Source organism: Pseudomonas sp. T1.Ur, assembly GCF_023516725.1.
Lineage (GTDB): Bacteria > Pseudomonadota > Gammaproteobacteria > Pseudomonadales > Pseudomonadaceae > Aquipseudomonas > Aquipseudomonas alvandae.
Genome location: NZ_JAMGSN010000001.1, coordinates 875,576 through 889,743, shown reverse-complemented (window position 1 = coordinate 889,743; position 14,168 = coordinate 875,576). Strand labels below are relative to the sequence as shown.

Here is a 14,168-nt window from a genome sequence, read left to right as displayed (position 1 = left end):
CCTAGGAGTTTGTCATGCTCACCATCCAACGTATTTTTGCCTCGGTGTTGCTGCTGGCGTGCATCGGCCTGGCGCTGATGGCCTGGCCGTATCAGGCAGCTTTTTCCTACGAGCCGGTCGGCCCGCGCGCCTTTCCCTTGCTGATGCTGGGGCTGATGGGCCTGGCGCTGCTGTACATGGTGTTCCGTCCCGCGCCCATCGTGCACAGCGATGAAGACCCACAGCTGGACCGCGAAACCCTGCAGAAGATCGGCATCTGCGTGGTGCTGCTGTTGGTCTTCGCCGGAACCTTCGAACCCCTGGGGTTCATCCTCTCCAGCATTCTCATCGGCGTGCCGATGGCGCGCCTGTACGGCGGTCGCTGGGTGCCGAGCGTGGTGATCATCAGCCTGATGGCCATTGGTCTTTATCTGTTGTTCGACAAGCTGATGGACGTGCCGCTGCCCTTGGGCCTGCTCGACGTCCTGGAGAATTGATATGGATACCCTGAATTATCTCGGCCAGGGTTTTGGCGTTGCATTGACCCCGTACAACCTGGTCACGGCGTTGAGCGGTACGCTGATCGGCACCGTGGTCGGCCTGCTGCCCGGCCTGGGTCCGATCAACGGCGTGGCGCTGCTGATCCCGATTGCCTTCGCACTGGGGCTGCCGCCGGAATCGGCGTTGATCCTGCTGGCGGCGGTGTACCTGGGTTGCGAATACGGCGGGCGCATCAGCTCGATCCTGCTCAATATCCCGGGCGAAGCCTCCACCGTGATGACCACCCTCGACGGCTACCCGATGGCTCGCCAGGGCCTGGCCGGGGTGGCGTTGTCGCTGTCGGCGTGGAGTTCGTTCATCGGCGCGCTCATCGCCACCTGCGGCATGGTGTTGTTCGCACCGTTGCTGGCCAAATGGGCGATTGCCTTCGGACCGGCGGAATATTTCGTCCTGATGGTGTTCGCCATCGTCTGCCTTGGCGGCATGGCCGGTGATCGTCCGCTCAAGACCTTTATCGCCGCGCTGATCGGCCTGTTCCTCTCCAGCGTCGGGATTGACGCCAACAGCGGCGTCTACCGCTTCACCGGCGACAACATCCATTTGACCGATGGGATTCAATTCGTCGTGCTGGTGCTGGGCCTGTTCTCCATCAGCGAGATCCTGTTGCTGCTGGAAAAAACCCACCGTGGCCAGGAAGCGGTGAAGGCCACCGGGCGAATGATGTTCAACTTCAAGGAAGCGGCGTCGGTATTCGTCGTCAACCTGCGCTGTGGCGTGCTGGGCTTCATCATGGGCGTACTGCCGGGCGCCGGTGCGACGCTGGCCAGTGCCGTGGCCTACATGACCGAAAAACGTATCGCCGGTGCCAGCGGCACGTTTGGCCAGGGCGACAAGCGCGGCCTCGCGGCGCCGGAAACCGCCATTGGCGGCGCCGCCTGCGGTGCGCTGGTGCCGATGCTGACCCTCGGCGTTCCTGGCTCGGGCACCACTGCTGTGATGATCGGCGCCCTGTCGCTGTACAACATCACCCCTGGCCCGCTGCTGTTCCAGCAACAACCGGATATCGTCTGGGGCCTGATCGCCTCGTTGTTCGTCGCCAACGTCATGCTGGTGATCCTCAACATCCCGATGATCCGCATCTTCACCCGTATCCTGGCCGTGCCGAACTGGGCGCTGGTTCCGGTCATCGCCATCATCACTGGCATCGGTGTCTATGCGGTGCACGCCACCACGTTCGACCTGTTCCTGATGATCGGTATCGGCATCTTCGGCTATATCCTGCGCAAGCTGGACTTCCCGCTGTCGCCGGTCTTGCTGGGCTTCATCCTCGGCGGGCTGATGGAGCAGAACCTGCGCCGTGCGCTGTCGATCTCCAACGGTGCGCTGGAAATCCTCTGGTCGAGCCCGATCACCTTCGGTTGCTGGATCCTGACGGCGATCATGTTGTTCATGCCCCTGCTGCGAATCTGGCGTCGTCGCAGTGCCCAGCGTCGTGCCCTGGCCAATGTCTGAGGCAACAACGTTCAGGCATTGGTGGGGAACGCCGCTGGTCGGTCTGGCCGGCGGCTATCTGGCCAGCCTGATCGGCTGGCCCTTGCCCTGGATGGTCGGCTCGCTGTTGGCGATCATCCTGGTGCGCTGCCTCACACCGTGGCAATTGATGGAAATTCCCGGCGGCCGCAAATGCGGCCAATGGGTGGTGGGCATCGGCATCGGTTTGCACTTTACGCCGGTGGTGATGGAACAAGTCCTGAGCCACTTCGGCCTGATTTTCTTCGGCGCGCTGATCACCAGCGTGTCCAGCGTGGTGAGTGTCTGGCTGATGCGTCGCACCGGCGAAGACCGCGCCACCGCTTTCTTCTCCAGCATGCCGGGCGGCTCCGGCGAAATGGTCAACCTTGGCGCCCGCAACGGTGCGATGCTCAGCCATGTTGCCGCGGGCCAGAGCCTGCGGGTCCTGGTGGTGGTGCTGTGCGTGCCGGCCGCATTCAAGTATCTGTTGGGCGATGGAACCCCGGTGCAACACGCCACGACGGTGGACTGGTTGTGGCTGGCAATCCTGTTCCCGGCTGGCGCCCTGCTCGCCTGGATCTGGGAACGCTTGCGCCAACCCAACCCATGGCTGTTCGGTCCGCTGCTGGTCAGCGCGGCGGTGAGCATTGGCTGGGACCTGCACATCGGCCTGCCCCACGGTGCCAGCCAGGTCGGCCAGTGGTTAATCGGCAGTGGCTTGGGTTGCCACTTCAACCGGCAGTTCTTCCGTCGGGCGCCGTCGTTCATGGGGCGCACGCTGGTTGGCACGGTATTGACGATGCTGATCGCAACGCTTGCGGCCCTGGGCCTGAGCACCTTGACCCAACTGGACTTGCGTTCGCTGACACTGGGCATGATGCCCGGTGGCATCGCGGAAATGAGCCTGACGGCGGAAACGCTGCAATTGTCGGTGCCGTTGGTCACGGCGTTGCAGGTGATGCGGCTGTTGTTCGTGCTGTTTCTGGCGGAGCCGTTGTTCAGGTATTGGACGCGCAAGCCGGGTTCGGACTTGTAGACCGAGTTGCCCCCTTCGCGAGCAGGCTCGCTCCCACCAGGGATTTGCGGCGTACAAAAATCGGGCGGCCACTGAAGCTCAGTGTGGGAGCGAGCCTGCTCGCGAAGGGGCCAGCCCGACTAGCGCATCAAACCGGCGGCAACCGCCATTCGATCGGCTTCTCGCCATGTTGCTCGAGGAACTTGTTGGTCCGGCTGAAATGCCCGCAGCCGATGAATCCCCGATGGGCCGACAGTGGTGACGGATGCACCGAGGTCAGCACCAGATGCTTGGTCGCATCGATCAGCTTCTGCTTGCTCTGGGCATGGGCGCCCCACAACAGGAACACCAGGTGAGGCTGGTGTTCGCTGACCACCTCGATAACCCTGTCGGTAAAGTGCTGCCAACCTTTCTTGGCGTGGGCGTTGGCATTGGCGCGCTCCACGGTCAGGGTCGTGTTGAGCAGCAACACACCCTGGTCGGCCCAGCTTTGCAGGTAGCCGTGGCTGGGAATGTCGATGTTCAGGTCGCGCTTCAACTCCTTGTAGATGTTCACCAGCGAGGGTGGTGTCGGCACGCCCGGCTGCACCGAAAAGCACAAGCCATGTGCCTGGCCTGGACCGTGATACGGATCCTGGCCAAGGATCACGACCTTGACCTTGTCCAGCGGCGTGGAATTGAGGGCATTGAAGATCAACGGCGCGGGTGGGTAGATTTCCTTGCCCGCGGCGTACTCCTGGCGCAGGAATTCGCGCAACTCTGCCATGTAGGGCTGGTCGAATTCGGCACGCAGTGCCTGCTTCCAGCTCGGTTCGAGTTTGATACGGTCATCAGCAGTCATGGGCACACCCGGTAAAAACAATGGGCGCACCCTAGGAAAGCCTACAAGGCTTGTCAATTGATCTGACGCTGATCCGACACTTTCCACCACAGCAGTCATACTGATCATTCAAATTTCTGATCGAGGTCACGATGAATCTGCACTTCGAAGAACTTACGGGTATCAATGGTGCGCGGCTCGGCATCGCCACCCTGGATGCGGAAAAATCCCTGAACGCCCTGACGCTGCCGATGATCAATGCCCTGCATGATCGCCTGGATGCCTGGGCCAGGGAGCCGCAGATCGTCTGTGTCTTGCTGCGCGGCAACGGCGCCAAGGCGTTCTGTGCCGGTGGTGAAGTGCGCAGCCTGGTGGAAGCTTGCCGCGCTCATCCCGGTGAGGTGCCGCCACTGGCCGCGCAATTCTTCGCGGCTGAGTACCGCCTGGACTTCAACCTGCACACCTACCCCAAGCCGCTGCTGTGCTGGGGCCACGGCTATGTGCTGGGCGGCGGCATGGGTTTGCTGCAAGGTGCAAGCGCGCGGATCGTCACGCCGAGCAGTCGCCTGGCAATGCCGGAGACCAGCATCGGCCTGTATCCGGATGTCGGCGCCAGTTGGTTCCTGTCGCGCCTGCCGGGCAAGCTCGGGCTGTTCCTCGGCCTGACCGGTGCCCATATGAATGCACGTGACGCCATCGACCTCGGCCTGGCCGACCGTTTCCTGCTCGATGGGCAACAGGACGACCTGATCGAGGGCCTGTTGCAACTCAACTGGCAGGAACAGACCGAGATGCAGCTCAACAGTCTGCTCAAGGCCTTGCAGCAAGAAGCCCTCGCCCAACTGCCCGAAGCCCAATGGCTGCCTCGCAGGGAGAAGATCGACGAATGGCTGGATGTCAGCGATGTGCGCTGCGCCTGGAAAGCCCTGAGCTTACTGGTGGATCATCCCGATCCGCTGATCGCCCGGGCAGCCAAGACCATGACCGAAGGCTCACCGCTGACGGCGCACCTGGTCTGGGAGCAGATCCGCCGGGCGCGGCATTTGTCCTTGGCCGGTGTGTTCCGCATGGAATACACCCTGAGCCTGAACTGCTGTCGTCATCCGGAGTTCAGCGAAGGCGTGCGGGCACGGTTGATCGACAAGGACCACAAGCCCCGTTGGCACTGGCCGGACATCAATCATGTGCCCGAAGCGGCGGTGGAGGCGCATTTCCACAAGGTGTGGGAGGGGCGGCATCCGTTGGCGGATTTGTCCAATGAATAGCCGAGCTAGAAGATTCCTGTGGGAGCGAGCTTGCTCGCGACAGAGGCATGCCAGACACATCGATATTGGCTGACCCGACGCCATCGCGAGCAAGCTCGCTCCCACAGGGCGGGTTTATGCCAGGCACAAAAAAGCGGCGCTCAATGCGCCGCTTTTTCTATTGCCCTGGGATCAGCGGTGGTTGCCTCGTCCATCGCGACCACCCTGTCCGCGATCACGATCGCCGTGTCCCCAATGATCCCGGCCGCCTCGCCCCCCCCGATCGTCACGCCAGCCACCCCGGTCATGGCCACCCCAGCCACCCCGATCCGGATATGACCGATACGCGCGCGGCGGCGAGTAATAGCGTGGGCCTTGCTGGTAATACCGCGGTGCCGAGTAATAGCGTGGCGCTGGTTGGTAATACCGTGGTGCGTAATAGCCACGCGGTGCCGAATAATATCCTCCGCTGTAATAGGCCGGCCCTGGCGAGGTGTAGACCTCTGAACGGTAATAGCTCGAGTCTCCGTCGTAGTAAGGCACGCATGCCGAAAGAGTCAGACCAAGAAACGCAATGAGGAGCAGTCGTCGATACATGGCGGCCTCCTGGACCGCGAATGGGCCGCATCAGCGACGCTGATGGGCGGCAGTCAACGTTGTGTGACTGACGAATATTCAGACAGCAAAATCGGAATCTGGTGCGACATGGCAACAACTGGAAACATGTCACTCGTCGCCCTCTTCCGGTGCGCCATGGCACCACAAGCAAGCACAACTCTGCCCTCTATCATCCCTCTCCGACGCTCGCCCGCTCTGGCATGGGCCTTTGCCCGAATTGGCACGGCTCTCGCTTTAACAATCCCCGTGCAGGAGTCATCACAGGTTCGCGGCACCACAATTTGCAATGGCTGACTAGGGTTCCGGCTCGCCTCTGGCGAGTGGCTGGTCCGAGAGTTGGCGACCTCCAGTTGAGGTTACACGGCGGGACAAAAGCCCGGGAGACAAGCCACCGTTCGCGGTGCCGCGTTGCTCCTGTCCGCCCTTGATCAACTGGAGAACCACCATGTTCAAGCTTCGTCTGTCCGCCCTGCTCCTCGCCGCTCTCTCGGCCCTCATGAGCTTCTCTTGCGTCGCCGCGCAAAAAGACCACTTCAGCGTGTGCTGGACCATTTACGCCGGCTGGATGCCCTGGGAATACGCCGGCAGCCAAGGCATCGTCGATAAATGGGCGAAAAATACGGCATCACCATCGATGTCGTGCAGCTCAACGACTACGTCGAATCCATCAACCAGTACACCGCCGGTCAGTTCGACGGCTGCACCATGACCAACATGGACGCCCTGACCATCCCCGCCGCCGGTGGCGTAGACAGCACCGCGCTGATCGTCAGTGATTTCTCCAACGGCAACGACGGCATCGTCCTCAAGGGCGACGGCAAGAAAGTCGCCGACCTCAAGGGCATGGACGTCAATCTGGTGGAGCTGTCGGTGTCTCATTACCTGCTGGCCCGCGCGCTGGATTCGGTCGGCCTCGCCGAGAAAGACCTGAAAGTCGTCAACACCTCCGATGCCGACATTTCCGCCGCCTTCAACACCGACCAGGTCAAGGCCGTCACCACCTGGAACCCGATGCTCTCGGACATCAAGGCGCAGCCAGGCGTGAGCGAAGTGTTCAACTCCAGCCAGGTGCCTGGCGAGATCATGGACATGATGGTGGTCAACACCCAGACCCTCCAGGACAACCCCGCCCTGGGCAAGGCCTTGACCGGCGCCTGGTTCGAAGTGGTGGCGCTGATGAACGCCAGGAACGCCGCCGCCAATGCCGCGCTGGAACACATGGCCAAGGCCTCGGGTACCGACCTCAAGGGTTTCCAGGCGCAACTGGACACCACCAAGCTGTTCGCCACGCCCCAGGAAGCGCTGGGCTTCGCCACCAGCGATCAACTGCCTGCCACCATGGGCAAGGTGGCCGATTTCTCGTTCAAGCACGGCTTGCTGGGCGAAGGCGCCAAGGACACGAACGCGGTCGGCATGGCATTCGCCAATGGCGTGACCCGCGGCGACAAGGCCAACCTCAAGCTGCGCTTCGACCCCACCTACGTACAGCTGGCCGCCGACGCCAAGCTGTAGACCGGAGGAGCTGGCATGCGCCTGATCAACCGCTACCCGGATCGCCCCAGCCGCTTGCTGCTGGTCATCCTGCCATTCGCGCTGGTGCTGTTCGCCTATTTCATGGGCTCGGCCGAACGACTGACGGACAACCCCAACGACAAGCTGTTGCCCAGCGCCGGGCAGATGATCGATGCGGTGAAACGCCTGGCCTTCACCGCCGATGCCCGCAGTGGCGACTACCTGCTCTGGCAAGACACCGCGTCGAGCCTGCGCCGGTTGGCGATCGGCCTGGGCATCAGCGCCCTGGCCGGGCTGTGCCTGGGTATCGCCGCTGGCACGCTGCCGCTGTTCGGCGCGCCGTTGTCGCCGCTGCTGACCGTGGTCTCGATGGTGCCGCCCCTGGCGATCCTGCCGATCCTGTTCATCGTCTTCGGCCTGGGGGAGTTGTCCAAGGTGATGCTGATCGTGATCGGCGTCACGCCGTGCCTGGCGCGGGATCTGGAACAGCGCGCCCGGGAGATTCCGTCCGAACTGCTGATCAAGGCCCAGACCCTCGGCGCCTCGACCTGGACGCTGATGCTGCGCGTGGTCCTGCCGCAACTGCTGCCACGCTTGCTGATCTCGCTGAGATTGATGCTGGGTTCGGCCTGGCTGTTCCTGATTGCCGCCGAAGCCATCGCGTCCACCGATGGGCTCGGGTATCGGATTTTCCTCGTGCGTCGTTACTTGGCGATGGACGTGATCCTGCCGTACGTGGTGTGGATCACGCTGCTCGCCTGGCTGATGGACTGGGGGCTCAAGCGCCTGACCCTTCGAGCGTTCCCTTGGTACGAGGGGACAAGAGCATGAGCTTCATCACGGTAAACAACGTCTGGCAGCAATACGACGATCAGGTCGTGCTGGAACGCTTGAACCTGAACGTCGCCGAGGGTGAGTTCTGCACACTGGTGGGCGCATCGGGTTGCGGCAAGTCGACCTTCTTGCGCTTGTTGCTCGGCCAGGAGCGCGCCAGTCGCGGACAAATCCTGCTGGATGGCGAACCCTTGGCCGGCGAACCAGACGCCAGCCGGGGCGTGGTGTTCCAGCGCTATTCGGTGTTCCCACACCTCACGGTGCTGGACAACGTGGCCCTGGGCCTGGAGTTGCCGCGTTCGCCGTTGCTGGGGCGTCTGTTCGGCCGTGCCAAGCGCCAGGCTCGCGAAGAGGCTGCGCAACTGTTGGACAAGGTCGGCCTCGGCCACGCGTTGGACAAATACCCGGCGCAGCTCTCCGGCGGGATGCAGCAACGGCTGGCGATTGCCCAGGCCCTGATCATGAAGCCCCGAGTGCTGCTGCTGGATGAACCCTTCGGCGCCCTGGACCCCGGCATTCGCAAGGACATGCACGCGCTGCTGCTGGAGCTGTGGCGCGAGACCCAATTGACGGTGTTCATGGTCACTCACGACCTCTGCGAAGGTTTCAGCCTCGGCACGCGCCTGCTGGTGTTCGACAAGGTCCGCGTCGATCCCCACGCACCGGGCGCCTACGGTGCACGCATCACCTACGACATTCCATTGAACAGCGACCGCCGCACCGCCCGTGCCGCCGTCGACGCCCTGCCCGCCGAATTGGCCGGCACGTTGCGTATCGCTTGAAAGGAGTTTTTCCATGACCGATTCGATCCAGCTGTTTCCCCCCTTCGCCGAAGAACTGCTGCCCGGTGGCGGCCATCGCTCGTTCGTGCTCAAGCGCGGCCAACTGCTGCGCCTGACCGATCTGCGCGGCGGCGCCAACGTGAGCCTGACGCTGCTCAATGCCAACGAAAAAACCGAACGCCTGAACCTGCCGGACAGCCTCAAGTGCCAACACACCGCCAAGCTCACCGCCGGCCACTGCCTGTATTCGGACATGGGTCGAGTGCTGGCGGCGATCACCGCTGACACCTGTGGTTGGAGCGACAGTTTTGGTGGGTTGCTCTGCGCCGAAGAAGTGGCTGAAAAGTATGGTCAGGGTCGTTACCAGGAACTGCGCAACGGCTTCTTTCGCAACGGCACCGACAACCTGCTGGTGGAGCTGGGCAAATGGGGACTGGGCCTGTCCGACCTGCTGATGATCCTCAATCTGTTCAGCCGGGTCGATGTGGACGCGGCCGGCCACTTTCACTTCGTCGAGGGCAATTCCAAAGCCGGCGATTACATCGAGCTGTACGCGCCGATGGACACCTTGGTAGTGCTGACCGCGCTACAGCACCCGATGGACCCGAACCCGCAATACGCCCCGCAACCGCTCAAGCTCAGTTGGATGAACGCCAACCCCAGCGTCGCCGAACACTGCCGCCAATCGCGCCCGGAAAACCAGCGCGGCTTCATCAACACCGACCGCCTGTTCGCCTGAGGACCGTCACCATGTCACTCGCCATCGCCACCCCACACAAGCAACCCGAGACCGCCGTCTATCGCGCCACGATTCCCTCTGGAGAACCTTGGCTGACCGAAGTCAAGGCCGGCCAGACCCTGCGCATCCTCGACCTGGAGGGCAACCAGGCGGTCGATACGCTGTTCTACAGCCTGGCCAACCCCAGGGAACGCTATGACGTGCAGCGCACCTTGCGCCGGCAGAACAGCGTCTACCTGGGCACCGGCAGCGTGCTGTATTCCAACCTCGGCCGGCCGATGCTGACCATCGTCGAAGACACCTGCGGACGCCACGACACCCTCGGCGGCGCCTGCGCCCAGGAAAGCAACACCGTGCGCTACGCCCTGGAAAAACGCCACATGCACAGCTGCCGCGACAACTACCTGCGGGCCTGTGCCCACGACGGTCGGCTGGGCAAGGGCGACATCGGGCCGAACATCAACTTCTTCATGAACGTGCCGGTCACCGCCGATGGCGGCCTGACGTTCGAAGACGGGATCTCGGCGCCGGGCAAATACGTCGACCTGCGGGCCGAGATGGACGTGATCGTCCTGATCTCCAATTGCCCGCAATTGAATAACCCGTGCAATGCCTACAACCCCACGCCAGCGGAGCTGTTGATATGGAACTGAAATTCGTGCGCCTGCGCCGCTGGCTGTTCACGTTGTGCCAGAGCCGGTCGGGGCAGTGCATCAAATAATCGAATGGACGCCACCGGTTGCCTCTGTGGGAGCGAGCTTGCTCGCGATAGCGGTCTGTCAGTTACATCCAGGTTGAATGGGCCGCCGCTATCGCGAGCAAGCTCGCTCCCACAAGGTCTGGCGGTGTTTTTAAGGAAGGCTCGCCGCCGGGGACGACCCCGTCGGCCATCGAAAACTGCGGGACGGCCCGCATCCCAGTTCAGGCAGCACGCACGCCTGAGGGGGCAATGCCATGTTCGAAAAAATCCTCATCGCCAACCGTGGCGCCATCGCCTGCCGCATCCTGCGGACGTTGCGCGAATTGAATGTCCAAGGCGTCGCGGTGTACTCCCAAGCCGATGCTGCCAGCCTGCACATCCTCCAGGCCGACGAAGCCCACTGCCTGGGCGAAGGCGCGGCGGCCGGTACTTACCTGGCGGTGGATAAGCTGCTGGCGATCGCCAAGAGCAGCGGCGCGACGGCGATTCATCCCGGCTACGGCTTCCTCTCGGAAAACGCCGCGTTCGCCGAAGCCTGCGAGGCCGCGAATATTGCCTTCATCGGGCCGACACCGGCGCAACTGCGCGTGTTCGGTCTCAAGCACACCGCACGCGACCTCGCCCGCCGGCACGGCGTGCCGCTGCTGGAAGGCACTGAATTGCTCGACAGCCTCGACACCGCGCTGCTGGCCGGAACGCGGGTCGGTTACCCGGTCATGCTCAAAAGCACGGCGGGCGGCGGCGGAATCGGCATGCGCGTGTGCCGTAGCGCCGCCGAGTTGAGCGAATCCTTCGAAGCGGTCAAGCGCCTCGGGCAGAACAACTTCAGCGACGCCGGCGTGTTCATCGAGAAGTACATCGAGCGGGCTCGTCACCTGGAGGTGCAAATCTTCGGCGACGGCCAGGGCCAAGTGATCGCCCTGGGCGTGCGCGATTGCTCGGTGCAGCGGCGCAACCAGAAAGTCCTTGAGGAAACCCCGGCACCCAACCTGCCCGAAGGCATGGCCGAGGAACTCTGCGCGGCGGCGATCAAACTGGCCCGGGCGGTGAACTACCGCAGCGCGGGCACCGTGGAGTTCGTCTACGACAGTGACGCCGGACGCTTCTACTTCCTGGAGGTGAACACGCGGCTGCAAGTCGAGCATGGCGTCACCGAGCAGGTCTGGGACGTCGACCTGGTGCGCTGGATGGTGCAATTGGCCGCCGGTGAGCTGCCGCCACTGAGCGAACTGAGCCTGGGTTTGAAAGCCTGCGGCCACGCGATCCAGGCGCGCCTGTATGCCGAGGACCCGGGCCGAGATTTCCAGCCGAGCCCGGGCCTGCTCACCGCCGTGCAATTTCCCCGGGCCGACGGCCAAGGGCTGCGCATCGACACCTGGGTCGAGGCCGGTTGCCAGATCCCGCCCTACTTCGACCCGATGATCGCCAAGGTGATTCGCTGGGCGCCGACCCGCGAGCAGGCGCGCCTGGGCCTGCACCAAGCGTTGGAAGACTGTCTGCTATACGGCGTGGAAACCAACCGCACCTACTTGCAGCAGATTCTCCTCGACGCGCCCTTCGCAACCGGCCAGCCCTGGACGCGTTGCCTGGCGACCCTGGCCTACCGCGCCAACACGTTCGAGGTGCTCAGCCCCGGCACCCAGACCAGCGTCCAGGACTATCCCGGTCGCCTCGGTTATTGGGCAGTGGGCGTACCGCCGTCAGGACCAATGGACAGCCGCTCGCTGCGCTTGGGCAACCGCCTGCTCGGCAATGAAGAGGGTGCGGCGGCCTTGGAAATCACCATGAGCGGGCCGTTGCTGCGCTTCAACTGCGATGCCCGGGTGGCGGTGACCGGTGCGGCGATTGCCCTGGCGCTCGATGGCGACGTCGTGCCGATGAACACCCCGTTGTCAATTGCTGCCGGCTCTACCCTGGCGATCGGCAACATCGCCGGCGACGGGGCCCGCAGCTACCTGTGCCTGCAAGGCGGTGTGCAGGTGCCGGATTACCTGGGCAGCAAAAGCACCTTTACCCTCGGCCAGTTCGGTGGTCATGGCGGACGAGCGCTATGCACCGGCGACGTGCTGCACCTGGCTGCGCTGGATGAGCGCGCCGTGTGGCCGACGGTGGACGAGCCTCCTCTGCTCTTGCCAGCCGTGCGGCAGATCCGCGTGATCTACGGCCCGCATGGCGCGCCGGAATATTTCACCGAACGCTACATCCAGACGTTCTTCGACACCTCATGGGAAGTGCATTTCAACTCCAGCCGAACCGGCGTGCGGCTGATCGGGCCGAAGCCGGAATGGGTCCGGGCCGACGGCGGCGAAGCAGGCCTGCACCCCTCTAACATTCACGACAACCCGTATGCCATCGGCGCCGTGGATTTTACTGGCGACATGCCCGTCATCCTCGGCCCCGACGGCCCGAGCCTGGGTGGCTTCGTCTGCCCGGTGACGGTGATCGAGGCAGACCTGTGGCAGTTGGGGCAGCTCAAGGCGGGGGACAAGGTGCGGTTTGTGCCGGTGGATATCTCGACCGCCCGATCACTGGTCCTGCAATGCCCCCCCTGTGGGAGCGAGCTTGCTCGCGATAGCGGTCTGTCAGTCCCATCGATTCTGGATGTCCCGCCGCAATCGCGAGCAAGCTCGCTCCCACAGGGAGTGGTGTCGCCGGTGGTGTTGGATATCGGGCAGGACGATACGCGTCTGGTGGCAAGATTATCCGGCGACACCCATCTGCTGCTGGAAATCGGCGCCCCTGAACTGGACCTGGTGCTGCGCTTCCGCGCCCACGCCTTGATGCAGGCCCTGGAACAAAAGCACCTGCACGGCGTGATCGACCTGACGCCGGGCATTCGCTCGCTTCAAGTGCACTACCAGCCCGAGCAACTGCCGCTGGCCGATCTGCTGGCGATCGTCGCCGGTGAATGGGACGCCGTGTGCGCCGCGCAAGACCTGCAAGTGCCGTCGCGCATCGTCCACCTGCCGCTGTCCTGGGACGACCCGGCCTGCCAATTGGCCATCGAAAAATACATGACCACCGTGCGCAAGGACGCCCCTTGGTGCCCAAGCAATCTGGAGTTCATCCGGCGCATCAACGACCTGCCCAACCTCGACGAAGTGCAACGCACGGTATTCGACGCGAGCTATCTGGTGATGGGCCTGGGGGACGTCTACCTCGGGGCGCCAGTCGCCACGCCGCTCGACCCGCGGCATCGGCTGGTGACCACCAAATACAACCCGGCCCGTACCTGGACCGCGGAAAACTCGGTGGGCATCGGCGGCGCCTATATGTGCGTGTACGGCATGGAAGGTCCGGGCGGCTATCAGTTCGTCGGGCGCACGTTGCAGATGTGGAATCGCTACCGGGACGTGGCCGCGTTCGATGGCAAGCCCTGGCTGCTGCGGTTCTTCGACCAGATCCGCTTCTACCCGGTCAGCGCCGATGAACTGTTGCACATCCGGCGGGACTTTCCGCTGGGCCGCTTCGACCTGCACATCGAACACAGCCAGCTCAACCTCGCCGACTATCAGGGTTTCCTGACCCGGGAAGCGGACAGCATCGCCGCGTTTCGTCAGCAGCAACAACAAGCCTTCAAGGCCGAGCGCGAGCGTTGGATCGCCAGCGGCCAGGCGCATTTCGACAGCGAGGAACCGGCACCCGCGCCGAGCGAAGAGACGTTGCTGGGCGAGGACCAACTGAGCGTCGACAGCCACATCGCCGGCAATCTCTGGCAAGTCCAAATTGAAGTGGGCACGCGGGTCGCCGCCGGTGACGTGTTGGTGATCCTGGAGTCCATGAAAATGGAGATCCCGGTGCTTGCGCCGATGGCCGGCGTGGTTCGCGAGGTCCGCGTCCAACCCGGTTCGGCGGTGCGCGCCGGACAGCGTGTCGTGGTGCTGGAACGTGACTGAACTCAATCAAGGGATT

The 14,168-nt window shown here is 63.4% G+C and carries 11 protein-coding genes, 1 pseudogene and 1 riboswitch; of the genes and pseudogenes, 10 read left to right on the top strand and 2 right to left on the bottom strand.

The features are described 5' to 3' along the window. Nucleotides 1-14 precede the first annotated feature (14 nt). From M8Q45_RS04160 to M8Q45_RS04150, 3 genes are read left to right on the top strand one after another with little or no spacing between them, the layout of a single operon-like run. Complete coding sequence (locus M8Q45_RS04160; protein WP_249873687.1) at nt 15-476, top strand: tripartite tricarboxylate transporter TctB family protein; 462 nt, start codon at nt 15-17, stop codon at nt 474-476. A gap of 1 nt (nt 477) precedes the next feature. Next, entirely contained in the window at nt 478-1,992 is a 1,515-nt protein-coding gene (locus M8Q45_RS04155) for a tripartite tricarboxylate transporter permease (RefSeq protein WP_181286669.1), read from the top strand. Next, nucleotides 1,985-3,028 carry an AbrB family transcriptional regulator gene (locus M8Q45_RS04150; protein WP_249873686.1) on the top strand — a complete coding sequence of 348 codons (1,044 nt, stop codon included), beginning with the start codon at nt 1,985-1,987 and terminating at the stop codon, nt 3,026-3,028. Before M8Q45_RS04155 ends, M8Q45_RS04150 begins: the two co-directional genes overlap by 8 nt. Nucleotides 3,029-3,155: 127 nt before the next feature. Here M8Q45_RS04150 and ung read toward each other — a convergent pair whose 3' ends face one another. Beyond that, entirely contained in the window at nt 3,156-3,848 is a 693-nt protein-coding gene (gene ung / locus M8Q45_RS04145; RefSeq protein ID WP_249873685.1) for a uracil-DNA glycosylase, read from the bottom strand. Nucleotides 3,849-3,979: 131 nt separating this feature from the next. On the opposite strand from ung, the gene dspII reads away from it, so the two are divergent. Next, on the top strand, nt 3,980-5,092 hold the full coding sequence (dspII, locus tag M8Q45_RS04140) for an enoyl-CoA hydratase/isomerase DspII (RefSeq protein WP_249873684.1): 1,113 nt from the start codon (nt 3,980-3,982) through the stop codon (nt 5,090-5,092). A 171-nt stretch (nt 5,093-5,263) separates the two neighbouring features. Here dspII and M8Q45_RS04135 read toward each other — a convergent pair whose 3' ends face one another. Further along, nucleotides 5,264-5,668 (bottom strand): hypothetical protein, encoded by a 405-nt coding sequence (locus M8Q45_RS04135; protein ID WP_249873683.1) that lies wholly within the window; start codon nt 5,666-5,668, stop codon nt 5,264-5,266. Nucleotides 5,669-5,972: 304 nt separating this feature from the next. After that, a riboswitch (guanidine-I (ykkC/yxkD leader) is annotated at nt 5,973-6,074 on the top strand. A gap of 60 nt (nt 6,075-6,134) precedes the next feature. On the opposite strand from M8Q45_RS04135, the pseudogene M8Q45_RS04130 reads away from it, so the two are divergent. The 6 genes and pseudogenes from M8Q45_RS04130 (at nt 6,135) to uca (ending at nt 14,152) form a co-directional block, all read left to right on the top strand. Continuing rightward, nucleotides 6,135-7,201, top strand: a pseudogene (locus M8Q45_RS04130) (putative urea ABC transporter substrate-binding protein). A 15-nt stretch (nt 7,202-7,216) separates the two neighbouring features. Continuing rightward, entirely contained in the window at nt 7,217-8,032 is an 816-nt protein-coding gene (locus tag M8Q45_RS04125) for an ABC transporter permease (protein WP_249873682.1), read from the top strand. Further along, on the top strand, nt 8,029-8,817 hold the full coding sequence (locus M8Q45_RS04120; protein ID WP_249873681.1) for an ABC transporter ATP-binding protein: 789 nt from the start codon (nt 8,029-8,031) through the stop codon (nt 8,815-8,817). Before M8Q45_RS04125 ends, M8Q45_RS04120 begins: the two co-directional genes overlap by 4 nt. 13 nt (nt 8,818-8,830) lie before the next feature. Continuing rightward, the gene (locus M8Q45_RS04115; RefSeq protein ID WP_249873680.1) at nt 8,831-9,556 is read left to right on the top strand and encodes an urea amidolyase associated protein UAAP1; all 726 of its coding nucleotides are present in this window, start codon (nt 8,831-8,833) and stop codon (nt 9,554-9,556) included. An 11-nt stretch (nt 9,557-9,567) separates the two neighbouring features. Further along, nucleotides 9,568-10,209 carry an urea amidolyase associated protein UAAP2 gene (locus M8Q45_RS04110; protein WP_249873679.1) on the top strand — a complete coding sequence of 214 codons (642 nt, stop codon included), beginning with the start codon at nt 9,568-9,570 and terminating at the stop codon, nt 10,207-10,209. A 301-nt stretch (nt 10,210-10,510) separates the two neighbouring features. Then, on the top strand, nt 10,511-14,152 hold the full coding sequence (gene uca, locus M8Q45_RS04105; RefSeq protein ID WP_249873678.1) for an urea carboxylase: 3,642 nt from the start codon (nt 10,511-10,513) through the stop codon (nt 14,150-14,152). Nucleotides 14,153-14,168 lie beyond the last annotated feature (16 nt).

What these genes read in the sequence shown, in the direction of transcription:
- M8Q45_RS04135 (WP_249873683.1), bottom strand. Translation starts at nt 5,668, where the DNA reads ATGTATCGACGACTGCTCCTCATTGCGTTTCTTGGTCTGACTCTTTCG.
- uca (WP_249873678.1), top strand. Translation starts at nt 10,511, where the DNA reads ATGTTCGAAAAAATCCTCATCGCCAACCGTGGCGCCATCGCCTGCCGC.
- M8Q45_RS04155 (WP_181286669.1), top strand. Translation starts at nt 478, where the DNA reads ATGGATACCCTGAATTATCTCGGCCAGGGTTTTGGCGTTGCATTGACC.
- M8Q45_RS04160 (WP_249873687.1), top strand. Translation starts at nt 15, where the DNA reads ATGCTCACCATCCAACGTATTTTTGCCTCGGTGTTGCTGCTGGCGTGC.
- M8Q45_RS04125 (WP_249873682.1), top strand. Translation starts at nt 7,217, where the DNA reads ATGCGCCTGATCAACCGCTACCCGGATCGCCCCAGCCGCTTGCTGCTG.
- M8Q45_RS04110 (WP_249873679.1), top strand. Translation starts at nt 9,568, where the DNA reads ATGTCACTCGCCATCGCCACCCCACACAAGCAACCCGAGACCGCCGTC.
- M8Q45_RS04120 (WP_249873681.1), top strand. Translation starts at nt 8,029, where the DNA reads ATGAGCTTCATCACGGTAAACAACGTCTGGCAGCAATACGACGATCAG.
- dspII (WP_249873684.1), top strand. Translation starts at nt 3,980, where the DNA reads ATGAATCTGCACTTCGAAGAACTTACGGGTATCAATGGTGCGCGGCTC.
- M8Q45_RS04115 (WP_249873680.1), top strand. Translation starts at nt 8,831, where the DNA reads ATGACCGATTCGATCCAGCTGTTTCCCCCCTTCGCCGAAGAACTGCTG.
- ung (WP_249873685.1), bottom strand. Translation starts at nt 3,848, where the DNA reads ATGACTGCTGATGACCGTATCAAACTCGAACCGAGCTGGAAGCAGGCA.
- M8Q45_RS04150 (WP_249873686.1), top strand. Translation starts at nt 1,985, where the DNA reads ATGTCTGAGGCAACAACGTTCAGGCATTGGTGGGGAACGCCGCTGGTC.